Annotated in this window: 20 protein-coding genes; 17 read left to right on the top strand and 3 right to left on the bottom strand. The window is 37.6% G+C overall.

Annotated features, from left to right (window positions below; genetic code table 11):
- The first annotated feature begins 32 nt into the window (after positions 1 to 32).
- The 5 genes from F0919_RS16310 (at position 33) to F0919_RS16330 (ending at position 5,187) form a co-directional block, all read left to right on the top strand.
- On the top strand, positions 33 to 947 hold the full coding sequence (locus F0919_RS16310) for a GSCFA domain-containing protein (protein WP_262713958.1): 915 nt from the start codon (positions 33 to 35) through the stop codon (positions 945 to 947).
- Positions 948 to 1,146: 199 nt separating this feature from the next.
- Positions 1,147 to 2,169, top strand: coding sequence for an AAA family ATPase (locus F0919_RS16315; RefSeq protein ID WP_150033859.1), 1,023 nt, complete (start codon positions 1,147 to 1,149; stop codon positions 2,167 to 2,169).
- Between the two features lie 104 nt (positions 2,170 to 2,273).
- Entirely contained in the window at positions 2,274 to 3,140 is an 867-nt protein-coding gene (locus F0919_RS16320) for a DUF58 domain-containing protein (protein ID WP_150033860.1), read from the top strand.
- Between the two features lie 80 nt (positions 3,141 to 3,220).
- Positions 3,221 to 4,180, top strand: a complete 960-nt coding sequence (locus F0919_RS16325) for a hypothetical protein (protein ID WP_150033861.1) — start codon at positions 3,221 to 3,223, stop codon at positions 4,178 to 4,180.
- On the top strand, positions 4,177 to 5,187 hold the full coding sequence (locus tag F0919_RS16330; protein WP_235903535.1) for a vWA domain-containing protein: 1,011 nt from the start codon (positions 4,177 to 4,179) through the stop codon (positions 5,185 to 5,187). The genes F0919_RS16325 and F0919_RS16330 overlap by 4 nt, the downstream gene beginning before the upstream one ends.
- Here F0919_RS16330 and F0919_RS16335 read toward each other — a convergent pair whose 3' ends face one another.
- Positions 5,188 to 5,469, bottom strand: coding sequence for a DUF721 domain-containing protein (locus F0919_RS16335; protein ID WP_150033862.1), 282 nt, complete (start codon positions 5,467 to 5,469; stop codon positions 5,188 to 5,190).
- A 53-nt stretch (positions 5,470 to 5,522) separates the two neighbouring features.
- On the bottom strand, positions 5,523 to 5,933 hold the full coding sequence (locus tag F0919_RS16340) for a Fur family transcriptional regulator (RefSeq protein WP_150033863.1): 411 nt from the start codon (positions 5,931 to 5,933) through the stop codon (positions 5,523 to 5,525).
- Positions 5,934 to 6,016: 83 nt separating this feature from the next.
- On the opposite strand from F0919_RS16340, the gene F0919_RS16345 reads away from it, so the two are divergent.
- From F0919_RS16345 to F0919_RS16390, 10 genes are all read left to right on the top strand, one after another.
- Positions 6,017 to 6,748 (top strand): ZIP family metal transporter, encoded by a 732-nt coding sequence (locus F0919_RS16345; RefSeq protein ID WP_150033864.1) that lies wholly within the window; start codon positions 6,017 to 6,019, stop codon positions 6,746 to 6,748.
- A gap of 36 nt (positions 6,749 to 6,784) precedes the next feature.
- Positions 6,785 to 7,639: a TraB/GumN family protein gene (locus F0919_RS16350; protein WP_150033865.1), complete on the top strand. Its 855-nt coding sequence runs from the start codon at positions 6,785 to 6,787 to the stop codon at positions 7,637 to 7,639.
- A gap of 46 nt (positions 7,640 to 7,685) precedes the next feature.
- The gene (locus tag F0919_RS16355; protein ID WP_150033866.1) at positions 7,686 to 9,494 is read left to right on the top strand and encodes a UbiD family decarboxylase; all 1,809 of its coding nucleotides are present in this window, start codon (positions 7,686 to 7,688) and stop codon (positions 9,492 to 9,494) included.
- Between the two features lie 64 nt (positions 9,495 to 9,558).
- The gene (locus tag F0919_RS16360) at positions 9,559 to 10,185 is read left to right on the top strand and encodes a YiiX/YebB-like N1pC/P60 family cysteine hydrolase (protein ID WP_150033867.1); all 627 of its coding nucleotides are present in this window, start codon (positions 9,559 to 9,561) and stop codon (positions 10,183 to 10,185) included.
- Between the two features lie 99 nt (positions 10,186 to 10,284).
- Positions 10,285 to 11,457 carry a class I SAM-dependent rRNA methyltransferase gene (locus F0919_RS16365; RefSeq protein WP_150033868.1) on the top strand — a complete coding sequence of 391 codons (1,173 nt, stop codon included), beginning with the start codon at positions 10,285 to 10,287 and terminating at the stop codon, positions 11,455 to 11,457.
- Positions 11,458 to 11,469: 12 nt separating this feature from the next.
- Complete coding sequence (locus F0919_RS16370; RefSeq protein ID WP_150033869.1) at positions 11,470 to 12,156, top strand: response regulator transcription factor; 687 nt, start codon at positions 11,470 to 11,472, stop codon at positions 12,154 to 12,156.
- A gap of 9 nt (positions 12,157 to 12,165) precedes the next feature.
- On the top strand, positions 12,166 to 13,542 hold the full coding sequence (locus F0919_RS16375; protein WP_216629443.1) for a HAMP domain-containing sensor histidine kinase: 1,377 nt from the start codon (positions 12,166 to 12,168) through the stop codon (positions 13,540 to 13,542).
- Between the two features lie 121 nt (positions 13,543 to 13,663).
- Entirely contained in the window at positions 13,664 to 14,149 is a 486-nt protein-coding gene (locus F0919_RS16380; protein WP_150033870.1) for a hypothetical protein, read from the top strand.
- Positions 14,150 to 14,168: 19 nt separating this feature from the next.
- Positions 14,169 to 15,086, top strand: coding sequence for a bestrophin family protein (locus F0919_RS16385; RefSeq protein WP_150033871.1), 918 nt, complete (start codon positions 14,169 to 14,171; stop codon positions 15,084 to 15,086).
- Between the two features lie 117 nt (positions 15,087 to 15,203).
- Positions 15,204 to 16,697 (top strand): APC family permease, encoded by a 1,494-nt coding sequence (locus F0919_RS16390; protein WP_190277419.1) that lies wholly within the window; start codon positions 15,204 to 15,206, stop codon positions 16,695 to 16,697.
- Positions 16,698 to 16,755: 58 nt separating this feature from the next.
- On the opposite strand, the gene F0919_RS16395 is transcribed toward F0919_RS16390, so the two are convergent.
- Positions 16,756 to 17,346 (bottom strand): YceI family protein, encoded by a 591-nt coding sequence (locus F0919_RS16395; RefSeq protein ID WP_150033872.1) that lies wholly within the window; start codon positions 17,344 to 17,346, stop codon positions 16,756 to 16,758.
- A gap of 89 nt (positions 17,347 to 17,435) precedes the next feature.
- Here F0919_RS16395 and F0919_RS16400 point away from each other — a divergent pair, with 89 nt between their 5' ends.
- Together F0919_RS16400 and F0919_RS16405 are read left to right on the top strand one after the other, a co-directional pair.
- Positions 17,436 to 18,011 (top strand): DUF1543 domain-containing protein, encoded by a 576-nt coding sequence (locus tag F0919_RS16400; protein ID WP_150033873.1) that lies wholly within the window; start codon positions 17,436 to 17,438, stop codon positions 18,009 to 18,011.
- A 283-nt stretch (positions 18,012 to 18,294) separates the two neighbouring features.
- Entirely contained in the window at positions 18,295 to 18,927 is a 633-nt protein-coding gene (locus tag F0919_RS16405; RefSeq protein ID WP_150033874.1) for a response regulator, read from the top strand.
- Positions 18,928 to 19,753: the final 826 nt, after the last annotated feature.

Genomic DNA, 19,753 nt, shown 5'->3' on the forward strand with positions numbered 1-19,753 from the left:
CTCTGTCCGACATATGTCATTCGGATGCTGTAATGCTTTGCGGTTCCTGCTTTACTGAAAATATCGGGAGCAAAATGTCGGGAGCAAAAATGAATATTTGCATGAATCCGCAAGGCATTTTATTTAATCCGATGAGCATTGCAAATTGTCTGGAAGCCTGTATGGATAACAAGGAATATAATGCCAACGAGTTATTCCAGCATAATGAAATATGGAACCATTGGGATTTTCATTCCCGGTTTTCCGGTACAGACAAAGATGTAGTCCTTTCCGAAATGAATCGTTCTATTAAAAAGGGCAATAATTTTCTGAAACAAGCTGATTGGTTGATTATAACATTTGGCTCTTCTTATCAGTATTTTTTGTCTGCCTCAAATGATATAATCGGGGTAGGGAATTGCCATAAAGCGCCGGGAAACTGGTTTGAAAAACGAATGCTGGATATTGATGAAATGCAGCAGCGATGGCAACAAACATTGGATAAATTAAAAGTCTTTAATCCTAATCTTAAAATTATTTTCACGATAAGTCCGGTAAGGCATTACAGGGACGGGCTTGCTGAAAACAACCTGAGTAAAGCAAGATTATTCGAACTGATTTATCGTTTGGCTGATAAAAAGGAGCATCTGCAATACTTTCCGGCATTTGAAATCGTTAATGATGTATTGCGCGATTATCGTTTTTTTGAACAGGATATGGTACATCCCAACCATCAGGCAACACAGTTTGTCTGGGAGCAATTTGTGAAAACTTATTTTAACGATACGGATATTAATTTATCAAGACAAATTGAAGATATAATTACTGCATTAAATCACAGACCAAGGTTTAAAGAAACAAGTGCACACCAACGGTTTCAGGAAGGAGTTAAACAAAAAATAGTTTCATTAAAAGGAAAATTTCCATACCTGAACTTTGATGAAGAAATGCATCAAATGCAATATTGATAGTTGAAAATAGTACTTTAACCCTCATTTAACGCCGTAATTTTATTTTTTCGTTTTGTTTTACATTTCAAATCTGATATTTGTATAATCCAAAAATCAAGCTATAGATTCATTATATTTACACGCTTTTTACAGCTTTAAACATTTTCGCAAATGCGCAGCGCATTTGTGTTGATTTTAATTTTTTTCTAAAAGTTTTATGAATCAAAATTTGGAACAACCTCTTTCTTCTTCAGTTGACATTCGCGAACTGAACGACCGTATTCATCAGCAAAGTGCTTTTATTGATTTGCTGACAATGGAACTGAATAAAACGCTTGTCGGGCAAAAGCACATGGTAGAGCGCCTTTTAATAGGACTTCTTACACAAGGGCATATATTATTGGAAGGTGTGCCGGGCCTGGCAAAAACGCTTGCTATTAAATCCTTGTCATCAGCTATAAGCGGTAAATTCAGCCGTATTCAGTTTACACCTGATTTATTACCTGCCGATGTTGTGGGTACCATGATTTATAATCCGCAGGAACATAAGTTTGAAGTACGCCGCGGGCCTATATTTGCCAATTTCATCCTTGCAGATGAAATTAACCGTGCCCCTGCAAAAGTACAAAGTGCGCTGTTGGAAGCCATGCAGGAGAAGCAAGTTACCATAGGAGACAGTACTTACAAATTAGAAGAGCCATTTCTTGTATTGGCCACTCAGAATCCAATTGAACAGGAAGGTACTTATGCATTGCCGGAAGCACAGGTAGACAGGTTTTTATTAAAAGTGGTTATTTCTTATCCTAAAAAAGAGGAAGAAAAATTTATCATCCGTCAGAACTTAAACCCTAATGGTGCTGCAAAAATCAATCCTGTAGTGTCTTCACAAGATATACTGAATGCACGTCATTTGGTTCGTGAAGTTTATATGGATGAGAAAATTGAACAATACATTCTGGATATCGTGTTCGCAACCCGTTTCCCTGAAGAATATAAATTGGGCAAATTAAAACCATTGATTGCTTACGGTGGTTCGCCAAGGGCAAGCATCAGTCTGGCCCACGCAGCGAAGGCATACGCATTTATTAAACGACGTGGTTATGTAATTCCTGAAGATATCAGAGCAGTATGTCATGATGTATTACGTCATAGAATCGGCCTTACTTATGAAGCTGAAGCTGAAAATATTACAAGTGAGCAAATTATCAACGAAATATTGAACGCTGTTGAAGTGCCATAGTTTAGAGCATGGGGTTTCAGAATGTAGATATCAGATAAAATTCCTCTGATATTTCATGTCTGAAATCTGATGTCTGACATATAAAATCTATTTTTTAATTAAAAATGACGACAGCCGAGATATTAAAGCGCGTTCGACGCATTGAAATTAAGACCAGAGGCCTGAGTAATCATATCTTTTCCGGTGAATACCATTCTGCGTTTAAAGGAAGAGGCATGTCGTTCAGTGAGGTGCGTGAATACAGCCATGGCGATGATGTCCGTGCTATTGACTGGAATGTTACTGCCCGTTTCTCTTCTCCGTTTATCAAAGTGTTTGAAGAGGAAAGAGAACTGACTGTTATGCTTTTAATAGATATCAGCAGTAGCTCTTTATTTGGTACAGATACACAATTGAAAAGAGATTTGATTACGGAAATTGCGGCCGTACTTTCTTTTTCTGCAACTACGAATAATGATAAGGTTGGTGTTATATTTTTCAGTGATAAAGTTGATAAATATATTCCGCCAAAGAAAGGAAAGTCGCATGTATTGCGCATTATCAGGGAGTTGATTACTATTGAACCGGGTAACAAGAACAATACCAATATCGGCGAGTGTCTGCGTTTCTTTAATAATGCCTCCAAGAAAAGAACTATTGCATTTTTGTTGAGCGATTTTATCAGCACACCATATGAAGACCCGCTAAAGCTTTCCGCACGACGCCATGATTTAGTAGGCATCCAGGTGTATGATAAAGGTGACAGGACGCTGCCTGATGTAGGTCTGGTACATGTTCAGGACAGCGAAACCAAACATGTGCAATGGTTGGATACAAGCGATAAAATGGTTAGAAAGCGTTATGAAACTGCATTTGATGAACATCAGAAATATAGCATTAACGCATTCAGGAAGAGTGGGTCATCGTTGATGTCTGTACGTACTGATGAAAACTATGTAAAGGCCTTACAAGGATTCTTTGTAAACAGATAATTGTTTTGTCCTTCGCCGTTTGAGTGTTATTTTCACCAACAGCAAACATTATTGAAATTTAATCCGGATTGAAATAATTAATGAACTTAAAAAATAAATTCTTTCTTCTTGTTTGTATCGGTTTGTCTGTAGCTTCTTTTCGGAATGCTAATGCACAAAGCCCTTCTGTAAAAGCTTTCACTGATGAACGTAAAATTGTGATTGGTGATCAGGTCAGGCTTTTTCTGGAAGTTAAGCCTGATTCCAAATCAGATAAAATACGGTGGGCACAAATGCCTGACAGCATTCATGGTTTGGAAATTGTGGAAAAAGGAAAGATTGATACTGTTATTTCAGGCAATACATTTTCTTTAAAACAAAGATTATTGGTTACCGGCTTTGATTCCGGCAAATACTACATACCTGCTTTCAGATTTCAGGTTACTTCAAATGGCCGGACTCAGGAGTTATTTACAGATTCTATTCCTATTGAGGTGCAAACAGTAGCAGTAGATACTACCAAAGCATTCAAGCCGATTAAAGAAATAGAAGAGGTTAAATTTTCTATCTGGGAATACTGGATGCAGATACTGGCGGGCTTAATTCTTATTGGTTTTATTGTATTCCTTATTTTCTATTTTGTAAAAAATAAAAAGACTGCCATTCCTTCAAAAATAACAAAAGCTCCGCCGGAAAAAGCACATGAAAAGGCACTGCGCTTATTGAACGAATTGAAAGGGAAACAATACATGCAACAAGGACGCAGCAAGGAATATTTTACTGAAATAAGTGATATAATCAGGACTTATCTGGAAGAAAGATTCAGCATCACTGCTATGGAGCAAACGACAGACGAATTGTTGTCATTACTGAAAAAGCAAACAGATAGTAAAGCAGAATTAAGGAAAGTACGTCCTGAGTTGAAACTGATATTAAGAACATCCGATCTTGCGAAGTTTGCAAAGGCAAATCCGTTGCCCGATGAATATGAGGCATGTTATAATGCAGCGACAGAAGTGGTGCGTCGTACGCAGTTTAAAGAAGAGGAGGGCGCACAATGATGAAGTTTTTGGAACGGTATCATATCCTATTGGCGCAACCTTATTTCCTGTTGTTGCTATTACTTTTGCCGTTAATCCTTTGGTATTTCTACAGGGAACAGAAACAGCGTTCTGTTGTTTTTCGCATTTCTACAACTGAAGGTATAAAAGGTATCGGTAAATCCTGGAAAGTAAAGTGGCGGCCTCTTTTAAATGTATTGCGCAGTATCGCTTTCATCGCTTTTGTAATTGCATTGGCAAGACCTCAGAAAACAAATGTCAGCGAATCTATTGACAGTGAAGGGATTGACATTGTGTTGAGCATGGATATTTCGGGAAGTATGCTGGCGGAGGATTTTAAGCCGAACAGATTAGACGCAGCCAAAGACAACGCCATAAAATTTGTTGATGCCCGTGCAACAGACAGGATAGGTTTGGTAATATTTTCAGGTGAAAGTTTTACACAATGCCCTATCACGATTGATCACAATGTTTTAAAAGAACAAATTACCGCGGTTAAAAGCGGTATGTTGCAAGATGGCACTGCTATTGGTGACGGACTCGCTACTGCAGTAAACAGATTAAGAGATTCCAAGGGGAAAAGTAAGGTCATCATTTTGATGACGGACGGTATTAATAACTTAGGAAAAGTAGGCCCGGAACTGGCTTTGGAGATTGCCAAGGCATATCATATCAAAGTTTATACCATCGGAATTGGAACTATCGGACAGGCACTGATGCCGATTCCCACACCTTTCGGAGAAAAGAAAGAGATGGTTCCGGTGCAGATAGATGAACCATTGTTGAAAAAAATTGCCAATGAAACCGGCGGCCAGTATTTCCGCGCAACTGGTAACTCAAAACTGGAAAGTATATATCAGTCTATCGACAAGTTAGAAAAGACAAGCGTACAGGTAAATGCGTACAAACATTATGCTGAACTTTTCTTTTGGTTTGCCTTTACCGGAGTAGTTGCTTTGGTATTGGAGATTTTGTTGAGCCTGACTGTTTTCAGGAGATTACCTTAGTTATTTTATCACAACTTCTTTAACGACAGTATCCTTAAAATACTCATTGACATTTTTGATAACCTGCTCTTTGCCAAACTGAAGCTCTTGCTTCAATGGTGCAACATCCGTAGCAATAATCAGGATACCGTCTTTAAGTTTTACCTCGCGGGTATAACGCGCAATTGTAGCCCCCATAATCTTTTCCCATTCCGCTTTAATACGGATCTCATTGATTTTGGCTTGCCATTTTGCGCTCTTTAAAAAACTATTCAGCGAATCGCCGATACTCAACATTGCCATATTCTTTTGGATTTTTCGATGTTAGATATTATCTGTCGTCTAAACCTGATATCTTAATTACACTTTACACAAATGCCTTTTACCTGCACGTCAATTGTCTGTTTTATGAACCCTTTGGGAACCTTGATTTCATTTAGTAAAAAGGTTTCATCAAGGCATACAACCTGACCGCAATTTAAACATATAAAGTGTGCGTGGCTGTGTTTATTTTTATCTTTATCCGGCAATGTATAAGCATACTTTGCTGTTCCGTTCGGGTCAATGATTTTGTGCAGAATACCACTTTCTTCAAAGGCATGCAATGTGCGGAATAGCGTAACCCTGTCAAAATCCATATCCAGCGATTTTGACAAATCCTGATGCGATAATCCTTCGTCTGCATCTATTAAAAGGCTTAGCACTGCCTGCCTGATTCTGGTGTTTTTTAAATTATGCTGTTGTAAAATTTCCTCAACCGATGTCATGGTTCAAAAGTACAAAATTAAATGCAACAATGTTGCGTTTCTGACGGAATTACAATAGCTTTGCAGTCTATTTTTTCTGATACATGCTTGTTATATATAGTATTCTTTTGTTTTTAATCACAATGGCAGGCGGAAGTTTTCCGCTTTGGAATCGTAATTGGAACGAACAAAAGATGAATTATCTGCTTGCCTTTTCCGGTTCTTTTCTTTTAGGTGTAACATTGCTTCACCTACTGCCTGAAATTTTTGAAACCACAGGCCATAAAGCAGGTTTGTATGTTCTCTTAGGTTTCTTTTTGCAGCAAGCCATCCAGCGTTTTACACACGGTGTAGAACATGGACATCATCATTTGGGAGATCATCATCATGTTTCCATATGGCCCATCTTTGCCGGTTTGGGCTTTCATGCTTTGTCTGAAGGATTGCCTTTAGGAATGCATTACACAGATCCAAACACATTACCGTCCTTATTTACAGCCATCGCTTTTCATAAAATACCGGAAGCAATGCTGATTGTTTCCTTGATTATATCAGACCATCATTCCTCTAAACGAAAAGCATGGTCATTGCTCGTGTTATTCGCATTGCTTACACCGGTTTCGGGCTTGGTTACACATGAACTGGGAAGCTTATCTGATTCATTTGCAACGATAGTGCCCCTTTGTATTCCCGTTATTGCAGGTTCCTTTATTCATATCTCTACAACTATATTCTTTGAAAGCGGTACAAGGTCGCATGATATGAATTGGAAAAAATGGAGCGCCATTCTTTTAGGTATTGGCTTTGCAATGCTAACTTTGATAGGACATGGATAAATTTTATCATAAACCACTTCCTAAAAACTATCATCTATGTATAGAAAAATCACACTGTTATGTTCGCTGTTATTAAGCGCCGTTGCAACATTTGCACAAAATAACAACTCTTTATTATGGAAGATTTCAGGTAAAGACATTAAGCAGCCATCTTATCTTTTTGGTACCATACACCTGATTTGTCACAATGATTATGTATGGACGCCTATCATGCAAAAGGCCTTGGATTCAAGCGTAAAAGTTGCATTTGAAATGGATATGGATGATCCCGATTTATTAACTAAAATCACACAAGGAATGCAGCTGCACGACGGTAAAAACAGTAAAGAACTTTATACGGAAGATGAGTATAAGCAATTGACTGAATATGCAAAAGACAACGGCATCCCTGTTGAAATGATTGATACACAGGAACCGTTTTCATTATTGAGTATGTTGTATATGAAAATGTTGAGCTGCAGCATACCCGAATCCTATGAAGGTAATATAATGAAACTCGCGCTGCAAAGCAATAAAGAAATTGTTGGTTTGGAAACGGTTGAAGAGCAACTGGCTGTTATCAACAATATGTCCGATGATTCGATAGGCCATACCGTTGTAGAGATGATAAAAGACATGAACGCCTTTAAAATTCAGTATCAGCAAATGGTTGATTTTTATAAACAACAAAATTTACCCTCATTATATAATATATTACTGGAAACACCTGACTATAAAGGCGATCTAAATACTTTGCTATATGATAGGAATACAAAATGGATTTCGGAAATTGAAACATTGGCAAATGCTCAGTCAACTTTTATAGCTGTTGGCGCAGGCCATCTTTGGGGTGATAAAGGTGTTATTGCACTCTTGAAAAAGAAAGGTTATAAAGTGGAACCTGTGAAATAGCCGGAAGCGAAAACCCAAACTCCAGAATTCAAATTTTACACCCGATATGTACCGTAATTTAGAAGCTTGTTTAAAAGATCTTGAGCAGAATGGTCATTTAATACGAATCAAAGAAGAAGTAGATCCTTACCTCGAAATGGCCGCCATACATATGCGTGTTCATGCTGCAAAAGGGCCGGCTTTATTATTTGAGAAAGTAAAAGGTTCTAAGTTTCGTGCCGCTTCCAATATTTTTGGAACGGTAGAACGCAGCCGCTTTATTTTCAGAGATACCTGGAATGATGTGGAGAAAATCATTGCACTCCGGAATGACCCCGTGGCCGCGTTGAAAAAGCCTTTCAGCAATATCGGAACGGGGCTTGCTGCGTTAAAAGCATTACCTAAAAAGACTTCTTTTCCTGCAAGCGATTTTGAAGAAATCAATATTACAGATTTACCATTGATCCATCACTGGCCAATGGATGGCGGCGCTTTTGTCACTTTGCCACAAGTATATACCGAAGATGCAGATAAGCCAGGTATTATGAATTCCAATCTGGGTATGTACCGTATCCAGCTTACCGGAAATGATTATGAATTAAACAAAGAAATCGGTTTACACTATCAGATACACCGTGGCATCGGCGTACATCAGTCCAAAGCCAATAATAAAGGCATTCCTTTAAAAGTAAGCTGCTTTGTCGGCGGCCATCCTGCACATACTCTGGCAGCAGTGATGCCTTTGCCCGAGGGATTAAGTGAAATGACATTTGCCGGTATGCTTGCCGGTCGAAGGTTTCGGTATAGTTATAAAGATGGGTTTGCAATAAGCAATGATGCCGATTTTATAATAACAGGAGAAGTATATCCGCATGAAAATAAACCGGAAGGTCCGTTCGGAGATCATTTGGGCTACTATAGCTTGAAACATCCCTTCCCTTTAATGAGGGTTCATAAAGTGTATGCGCGCAAAAACGCCATTTGGAATTTTACGGTTGTTGGCCGTCCGCCGCAAGAGGATACTGCTTTTGGTGCTTTGATTCATGAATTGACCGGCGACGCTATTAAACAGGAAATTCCGGGTGTGAAAGAAGTACATGCCGTAGATGCCGCAGGCGTTCATCCTTTGTTGTTTGCCATTGGCAGTGAACGTTACACACCTTATCTTGATAATAAACAGCCCGCTGAGATTCTTACGCTTTCCAATCGCATTTTGGGAACGGGCCAGTTAAGTTTAGCAAAGTTTTTATTTATAACTGCTGAAGATGGAAATACTTTAGATTCTCATAACGAAGCCCTGTTTCTGCAGTATATATTGGAACGTATTGATTTGAAACGCGACATTCATTTTTATACAAATACTACAATCGACACTTTAGATTATTCAGGTACAGGATTGAATACGGGAAGTAAGGTGGTTTTTGCGGCTTATGGCAACCCATTGAGAAACCTGTCCACAACTATTCCTGAAGTTTTGAAACTTTACAATGCAAGGATAATTATGCCCGGTATTCTGGCTTTTCAGGGAAATAAATTTGAGAGTTATGAGAAGACAGATTATGAAATGAAGCAGCTGAATGAAACAATCATGAATGCCAAAACATCTTTCGACTGGAACACCTTTCCAATGCTGATTCTTTGTGATGACAGCGATTTTATGTCAGCCAATATTCAGAATTTCCTCTGGGCTGCATTTACACGTTGCAATCCGTCTCATGATATTTATGGCATTGATAGTTTCACAGAACATAAGCATTGGGGATGCAAAGGCCCCTTGGTAATCGACGCAAGGATTAAACCGCACCATGCACCGCCTTTAATCCCCGATGTCAATGTAGAGAAAAAGGTGGATGAAATTATGAAACGATATTTTTAATTATCACATTCTTAGATTTGACGTCTTTTTGAAAGTTGTCAAACCTCAACCAATATAGATTCTAATGACAAGATTGATATTATTATGCCTATTATTTAGTTTCAGTTCTACCGCTCAAACTCTTCATAAAAGTGATTTAAAGCCCGGCGACCTTATTTTTCAAAACCTTGATTGCGGGCCGATGTGTGATGCTATTGAAGCAGTTACCGAAGGCGTTCAGGGCCAGGATTTTTCTCATGTTGCAATGGTGTGTAAACAGGGAGATTCATTAGTCGTCATCGAAGCAATTGGCAAAGGTGTTCATTATACATCTATAGCTGATTTTTCGAAACGGAGTACCAACAAAATGTATGTCGGCCGTGTAAAAGCCAGATACAAAGAGCTTATTGCAAGTGCCGGATTATTTGCAGAAAAACAAAACGGCATCCCTTATGATGATGAGTTCATTTATGATAACGGAAAATATTACTGCTCCGAGCTTATTTACGATGCTTACAAATTTGCTAATCATAACAGGCCATTTTTCACCTTATATCCAATGACCTATAAACAACCCAGCTCGAAAGAGTTTTTTCCGGTATGGATTGATTATTTTAAGAAATTAAATAAGCAAATTCCCGAAGGTAAACCAGGATGTAATCCGGGCGGCCTTTCCCGTTCCGATAAAATTGATATTATAGGAACGCTTTAGATTTTTAGCTTTACTGAAAAAGATTGCATTTAATTTTGCCTGAAGGATATCCGGAAATACCGTATTGTTCTTTGATGCCTGAAAGACTATCTTTGCCGCATGGCAAAAATATTTTTGAGGAAAAAAATCAGTAGCAGAATTGCAGACGGACATCCATGGATTTTCGGAAATGAAATTGGAGATGAGGATGGTGCGTATGAACCTGGAGATATTGTAGATGTGTTCTCCTCAAATGGCTCTTTTGTAGGCCGTGGATATATCAATCCTGCATCTCAGATTAAAGTCCGTTTGCTTACACGTAACCAACAGGAACAAATTAATGATGAGTTCTTTTATAATAAAATTCTGAAAGCCTGGAATTACAGAAAGAAACTGGGTTATATCGAAAATTGCAGATTGATTTTTGGGGAAGCAGATGAATTACCGGCATTGGTGATTGATAAATTTAATGATTATCTTGTTATTCAAACATTATCATTGGGTATTGAGCGTTGGAAAGGCGCTATAGTGAATGCTTTGAATACTATTTTCAGACCAAAAGGTATTTACGAACGGAATGATGTTCCGGTACGTGAACTGGAAGGAATGCAACAAATAAAAGGTTTCTTGTCTGAGCCTTTTGATACGAATATTATTATCAACGAAAATGGCCTGAAGTTTCACGTAGATTTGGTGAACGGACAGAAAACAGGATATTTTTTAGATCAGCAGGACAACCGTCGTGCCATCGGACAGGTTGTAGAAGGCGCCGATGTATTGGAAGCATTTTGCTATACAGGAACTTTTTCAATGCATGCCGCAAAGTATGGAGCGAAGAGTGTTCTGGGTCTGGATATTTCAGATTTTGCAATTAAAACTGCAGAACGTAATGCCGAATTAAACGGATATCAGGACATCTGTAAATTCCAAAATGTGAATGCTTTTGACGTCCTTAAATTATGGGTGAAAGAAGGCCGCAGGTATGATACCGTTATCCTTGACCCTCCGGCTTTTACCAAAAGCCGCGGTAGTATTGACAAAGCGGTTACAGGTTATAAAGAGATAAATCTCAGGGGCATGAAACTTTTAAAGCCCGGCGGCTTTTTAGTAACTGCTTCCTGTACCAATCTGGTTCCTCCTGATTTATTCTTAAAGACAATTGAAATGGCCGCCAAAGATGCCCGTAAAACCATCAGGCAGGTTAGCTGGCAAACACAGGCAGCCGACCATCCTATACTTTGGAATGTACCTAATACACAATACCTTAAATTTCTTATTGTAGAAGTAAGCTAACATAGCCTTTCTATGAAGAAAATACTGATAATCGAAGATGAAGCCAATGTAGTCAATCTGCTGAAACGCGGACTGGAAGAAGATGGTTATGATGTGTCTGTCGCCATGGATGGCGCAATAGGCCTTGACATGGCAGTAACGCATGCTTTTGATTTGCTTATCGTTGACTTGATGTTGCCTGGCATAAACGGCATTGAAATCTGTAAACAATTGCGTGCAGGTAATAATCCGTTGCCTATCCTGATGCTGACTGCCTTAGGCTCTACCGAAAATATTGTAACCGGCCTGGACAGTGGCGCCGATGATTATCTGGTAAAGCCGTTTAAGCTTGCTGAATTGCAGGCCCGGATCCGTAATTTACTAAGAAGAAATAATAACAATACTCTTGTTCCGAATGCTTCCAATACTTTGATTTGTGCAGACTTGTCAATGGACATTGATACCAAAATCACTGCAAGGGCAGGAAAAGAGATTGTTTTAACCGCAACAGAGTTTCGCTTATTGGAATATCTATTGCGAAACCAGGCCAAAGTATTGTCGCGCATGGACATTCTGGAATACGTATGGGGTGTGACTTTCAATATGAGTACCAATGTGGTGGATGTTTATATTAATTACCTGCGTAAGAAAATTGACAAGGATTTTGAACCTAAATTGATTCAGACAGTTGTGGGGATGGGTTACATTTTAAAATCATAAAATCATTTGTTGAAAGGGCTGAAAATACAATTGAAGATTACGCTGTGGTACACTTTACTGACGGCTGCAACTTTTCTTTTGTTCAGCCTATTGATTTATTTTTTTGCTGAACGTTTGTCTTCCGAAGATTTTTATAAAAGACTGGACATACGGGCTGTAATGGTAGCGCATGCTAACTTTCCTCAATCTGCAGCATCCAGTTACTTAATAAAAAATCTAAGGAATGAATACCTTGAAAAGCTTCCTTTTGAGAAGGAGTATTTTCAGGAAATCAGAGATGAAAACAGTTACTCCATACCTGCATTAAATTTACCGGGAGAATTTTACGAAAATCTTAAAATATATAACAACGCGTCTTACAAAAGCAAGGATACTTACTATGCCGGTATTCTTCACAAGCAAGGACGAAAGAAGATTGTCGTTATTGTAGCTGCGCAAAATGAATATATTAAAAATCAGTTGATTAACCTCAAGCTGATATTGTTACTTGGTTTTTTACTTACCATCGGCCTGACCTTTTTCCTTGGTTTTTTATTCTCCAAGCAAATTTTCTTACCCATCAGAAAAATGACCCAAAGGGTAAAAGAAATTAATACCGAAAACCTGCATCTTCGTTTGAGTGAGAATACAAATAAAGATGAAGTAGGTGATTTGGCACATACATTTAACAACATGCTTGACAGGCTGGAAACGTCTTTCGAGTCACAAAATAACTTTGTCAGCAACGCATCTCATGAATTGAGTACACCACTTACTTCCATTATCGGTGAAGCAGAACTTGCGTTAAGCAAGGAAAGAAATCCTGAAGAATACCGGCAGGCAATGCTTATCGTTTTGCAGGATGCCGAGCGGCTTAAAGCAATTATTCAGAGTTTATTAAATCTTGCCCAGACCGGATTTGACGGCAAAAAGCAGCAAATGGTTCTGTTACGAACAGATGAATTGGTTGTAAATGCCAAAAGCGCTGTTGACCGGATTTATCCTGATAATAAAATCCACATTGATTATTCCTTAATGCCCGAAGATGAACAGCTTTTAAAAATAAAAGGCAATGAAAGCTTATTGACGCTTGCGCTTACTAATATAATGCTGAATGCCTGTAAATATTCCAACAACGACGAAGTAAAAGTAGGCATTGGAGCAACGAACCAGCACGTAGTACTATTAATTCAGGATAAAGGCATCGGCATTCCTGCCTCTGATATTCAATACATATATGATCCTTTTTTCAGAGCTTCCAACACCGGCAAAATAAAGGGTTATGGCATTGGCCTTCCTCTGGCAAGGAATATTGTACGCATACACAAAGGCGAGCTTAAAGTAAGCTCCGTAGTGAATGAAGGCACTCTGGTGGAGCTTTATTTGCCTGCGGCAAGCCGTTTCTAATCTTCTTCTAATCTTCTAACCTATTTCTAATTTCTTTCTTATCGGATTTTTAAGCAGTTATTAGACCATCCTAATAGCGGTGACGGAGTTTTGCATTAATCAAAAACTAAAAATGCAAACAATGAAAAATATCCTCATTCCAACCGATTTTACAATCAAGTCATTAAAGTTAATCAACGCCGCAGTAGAACAATTCAAAGGCGAACCACTGAAAATATACCTGATACATGCTTTAGAGCCGGACTCCTCCATTTCAGGACTATTATTTTTCAAAAAACGTTCCAAAGCAAACTTCATGTATTCCGATAGCTTTTTAGATGCATGTGAAATGCTCAGAAACAAATATTGCAGTGCCCTGAAAGGTATTCATATAGAATTCTATTTCGGCCAAACGAATTCTTATAAAAAGAACTTCCTGGAAGCCAGAAAGATTGATGCGATTATGTTGCCGCTCAATTACAAATTTGAGCGTTGCAGTGGCGACAGCCGCGATCCATTTGAAGTATGGCGGCAAAAATTTGTACCGGTTCAATACCATTCTCTGAGTGAGCTGCCTATGCCAAAAAGCATTTTATCAGAATCGAAGGCATCGTTATTATCCATTTAACCATCTAATCCAATAAACTATGTTACTTAAGAATAAAATTCCGTTCAGATACATGTTTGGCAGTATCAGGAAAGAAGCCATTATGATCGCGCTATATGTTACATTCATTGCTGCAATACATTTTACTTTCAGGTTAAATGTGTCTATCCCTATCTCGGTGCCAATGATTCTTGGAACAGTTATTTCATTGCTGCTTGCATTCAGGGCTAACCAGGCTTACGATCGCTGGTGGGAAGCCCGCATTATCTGGGGTGCTATTGTAAATGATTCCCGTTCATGGGCAAGACAAGTAGTAAGCTTTATTGACAACCCTTACAATGATAAAGAAATCGCTGCTTTTGAAAATATCTTAATCAACCGTCAGGTGGCATGGTCTTTTGCGTTAGGTCGTGCCTTGCGCCAAAGAAAGAATGAGCGTGATTTAGGAAAATGGATGAGCAAGCAGGATATTGAATTTATAAGCCGTTACAGTAATTCGGCTATGGGAATATTAGAATTGCAGGCACGGGACCTTAAATATGCGCTGGATAATGGCTGGATAAATACCTTCCAGCATATTCAGATGGATAATACGCTCAATAAATTTTCAGATCATATGGGGAAATGTGAGCGTATTAAGAACACTGTATTCCCGTCTACATACGGCTTATATCTCCATCTGTCCATGAACCTGTTCATTATGTTATTGCCATTTGCATTAATAGCAATTTTCGGATGGCTGATGATTCCTTTGGTTACGCTGATTGCTTCTTGCTTTTGGCTGATAGAAAAAATGTCTATTCATCTTCAGGATCCTTTTGAAAATAAGCCTACCGATACGCCTATTACTACAATCGCCGAAACGATTGAACGTGATTTGCATCAGGTAATAAATCAGCATAGCCTTAGCCATTCTGCCGAAAGGGTGGTGGAGGCCAAACAGTTTTATGTGTTGTAGGTTTGTATGTGTAGATTCAAAGGTTCGTTGCTTGTAAGGGCAGTGAACCTTTTTTTATACCGCCGTTTCATTATAAAATGTTTTTTTCGGATATTGAGACAAAATAAATCAAAACCGATGGCAACAAACCAACCGATTATTGAAACAGAGGAACAAGGACATTTTCAAAGATCGTTACGACTTGTTGACGGCGTTTTGTTAGTGGTTGGCTCCATGATTGGTTCCGGCATATTTATTGTAAGCGCTGATATAACACGTAATGTAGGCAGTGCGGGCTGGCTTATTCTTGTCTGGGTTTTGACAGGTTTAATGACCATGACTGCTGCTATCAGCTATGGGGAATTGAGCGGCATGTACCCCAAAGCAGGCGGGCAATACGTTTATCTCAAAGAGTCCTATAATAAACTGATTGCCTTTTTATATGGCTGGAGCTTCTTTGCAGTTATACAAACAGGTACTATAGCTGCCGTGGGTGTAGCTTTTTCTAAATTTGCAGCTTATCTTATTCCTGCCTTGAGTGAAGATAATAAGCTTTGGAAAATGCAAACCGGAATGGATAGTTGTAATAACCCGACCTATTTTTCCATCAGTGCGGCACAGGTTATGTCTATCGGGATCATTGCTTTGCTTACTTTCTCCAATACCAAAGGCGTAAAAGGGGGCAAATGGATCCAAAATATTTTTACTTCCACGAAATTATTATCGCTTTTTGGTTTAATCATTGCAGGTTTTGTGATGTTCAAACCTGAAGTATGGCATGCAAACTGGCTGGATGCCTGGACCGCAACCAAGGCTTCGCTGATTGATAATTGTAATCCCGATGCGGGATTCAGTGTAACCCCGATTGCCGGAACCGCTTTACTGGGCGGTATTGCAGCGGCAATGGTAGGTTCCGTGTTCAGCAGCGATGCATGGAACAATGTTACCTTCATTGCAGGAGAAATGAAAAATCCACAACGTAATATTGGCCTTAGTTTATTTCTTGGAACATTGATTGTTACTATTATTTATGTTTCTGCCAATCTTGTTTATCTGGCTGTTTTGCCGATGGATGAAATAGCTCATGCTGCAAAGGATAGGGTAGCGGTTGCGGCAGCCACTTCTATCTTCGGCGCCATGGGTACGGCTTTGATCGCCATAATGATTATGGTTTCTACTTTTGGCTGTAACAATGGCTTGATATTAGCCGGTTCGCGTGTGTATTACACTATGGCGCAGGATGGATTGTTCTTTAAAAATGCCGGGAAATTAAATAAACATGGGGTTCCTGAATGGGCGCTATGGGCTCAATGCCTTGTAGCTGCTATTTTGTGTTTAAGTGGAAAGTACGGCGATTTACTGGATATGATTTCATTTGTGGTTGTTATCTTCTATGTGCTGACAATCGGAGGGATTTTCATTTTAAGAAAAAGATTGCCAAATGCTGACAGGCCTTACCGCGCTTTCGGATATCCGTTATTACCTGCATTATATATCATACTTGGCATCAGTTTTTGTGCCTTGCTGATATGGTTCAAACCTCAATTCACATGGCCGGGATTAATTATAGTTTTAATAGGCATTCCCATTTATTTTGTTTTGAAGGCGAAGGATAAAAATAGAGTATCATAATGTCATTCTTATAAATGAAAAGAGGAAACCTTATCGGTTTCCTCTTTTCATTTATCAATTATGGGTGCAATGCAATTGAAAAGCTCACATTAAACGCGTCGTTTATAACCATTTCTTTCAAGCCACCTTTAAATCCCTTGTTCTTAATTTCAATGCCATATTGCTTTCTGTTAATTTTTATTTTATCTGCAGTAACATATAATACGTTATTGGATTCTTTGAATTTTACAGGAAAGGAAATTGGTTTTGTAATATTCTTAATGGTCAATTTACCGTAAGCCATTAATTCATTGTCTTCTTTTTTTTCAATCTTGTCAATAACAAAAGTTGCATAAGGATATTTCGCCGTTTCAAAAAAATCTTCAGATTTGATATGTGCTTCAATCTTTGGCTGCTTTTCTTTTTCAAGATCAAGATCCTTAACTGTATTAAGGTCAATAGTAAAAGTCCCTGCCTTGATTGCATTGCCATCATAGACAAGATAGCCGCTATTGATTTTAATAGTGCCGTTATGTTCGCCGCCCGTAATAGGCATTCGCCAGGTCATTCCCGATTTGGTCAAATCAATCTTGTAAGTATTGTCTTTCTTAAACGAAAAGAAAAGGATGTTGATGAAAATTAAAGAAAGAATACTGAAATGTAATTTCATGATAAACTATTTTATGATTATACAATCAACAAGTTAAACTATAATTTTGTTCGTAATTCCTGTCTACGTTATCAATCAAAATAAAACTAATGGAAGCACTGAAATTATATATGGTGATTATTGGCTGTACACCACCAGGACGCTTTACCGAGCAACATGATGTTTTCTTTGGTATTGGCGCTTCCATGAAAAGCCTTATTCCTGCTATGAAAGCTTTTTGGCCTGAAGCTAAAGGGAAAATTCATGTGGATGCCTGGCGCGAAGTAAGTAATGTGGAAGGTCATGCAATTACAGTCATTCCCAATGATGGTATTACCGAAGCAAATCATCAGCATGATTTGAGTTTGTTTTTCCTGAATCTTGGAGGATATAAAGAGGGCGAGTTTGAAGAGTATCATTATAAAATGCTTGCTGTAGCAAAAGATGCTGCTGCCGCTATTAAAGAAGCAAAGAAAACTACGTTCTATAAGCATACAGGATATAAAGGGGCTGAATCGCATGTTGATGATAAATATGGCATTGACGTAGATGACATTTATCTTTTAAAGGATATACTGAATCAATCCTACAAGCAACAATACCGTTTGTTTATTTCAGAAGAGAAAGAAGTTAATTTACCTGAAGATGTTTTGAATATCGGATATTACAAACTGGATAAACTTTAAATACCAATATATTCAGTTGAATATTGCATTTCAATTTTAAATCTCTATTTTATTTCAATTAAAACAAGTGTTAGTATTCACCTGTTATGTGGTGTTTTTATTTATGTGATTAAATATTTGCGGATTACTGTACAAATATTTGTTTTAGAGTGTCTTATTATACTTATAAACCAAAATACAATTTTGAACACTACATCAAATTGTCTGATTTTTTATCGTATAAAATTGACCAAATGATTAATTATTTAACAATTAATTATTAGTTTCACAAAAAACAATTAAAATGCAGCGATTAATACTTGGCATAATTGAAGACATAGAGGAAATAAGAGAATATTATGTTGAATATTTCCGGAAACAGCCTGAATTTATTTTTGTAAAAGGCTCTGACAGTATGGAAGCCTTTTTTGAATCGCAAAGCGAGTATCCTGTACCGGACATTATTCTCAGCGACATAAACCTTCCCGGAATGAATGGGATAGAAGGTATTAAAAAGATTAAAAGAAAATACATAGAAACCAATATTATTATGCTCACTGTTTTAAATGACAGTGAAAGGATCTTTAAATCTTTATGTGCAGGGGCTACAGGATATATTTTAAAAGATACACCGCTTCCTCATATTAAAGAGGCAATTTTGGAAGTACAATCCGGAGGAAGTTTTATGAGCTCTTCTGTAGCCAGAAAAGTTGTAGAATATTTTTCACCCAAAAAAGCCCCGAACGATACGCTTTCATCGAAAGAGGAACAAATCGTTCATGCAATTATTGATGGGTTGAGTTATAAAATGATTGGAAGCCGTGTCGGCATATCTACCGACACCGTTAGATTCCATATTAAAAATATTTACCGGAAATTACAGGTGAATAGTAAAAGTGAAGTTGTTACGAAATACTATAAAGGTGAAATTAATTGATACCTGAATAATCGTTTTTTAGTTTTTTTAAATAAAGCGAGACTGATTCCACAATTGTAGAATCAGTCTCGCTTTTTATATCATAATTATTGACATTTTAAAAATATGTAACTATTTTATAAAAATTAAAACAGATGATTAGTAGAAAGTTGTTTTTACACTTAATTTAATATAAATAAATTATCAGATCTAAATCTCCAAGCGTTGATCCACCTTTTGCAATTATAGAATAGTTAATTATTTTAACTTTTAATACGCATTTATATGTAGTTCGTTTTTTGCTTTGCCTACATTTTTCTCACAAAAATTAATCTTCGTGCATTAGTATTATTGCTTATTCGACAATTTATATAAAAAGCGTTCATATCCGATATTCAAAATTGACTGAAAAATTTATAATTATTTAACTATGTAAAGTTATTATAAACAAAAAGATAGTTAAGTAAAAACATTGAGTAAAGTCAATTTTTCTTATGGTATAGCTATTTTTTCACAATAATTATTTCAATATCTAACACTTGTTCCTATCAAAAAAAATCAAACCTGATATTTTATATTGAACTACATCAGCGTGCAGTTCTTCTTATATCTATTAATTTGAAGTTCATATTTGTAATAGTGCATTAACCAATAAATAGCACAATAGCCAATTTTTCAACAGAAATTTTAACCCGTATAGGTAAGCATCAAAACTTCCTATGCCGCATAGTTTTTTCAGTTTTATGAATTCTCCCAGAGGCGTATAATGTACAATCATTCGGATTTGCCAGATAGCATGTTTGGGAGATTCCGATTGTATAAAAGGTCAACAATATAAATAGGTAAC

The organism is Taibaiella lutea (assembly GCF_008629695.1).
Classification (GTDB): Bacteria; Bacteroidota; Bacteroidia; order Chitinophagales; family Chitinophagaceae; genus Taibaiella; species Taibaiella lutea.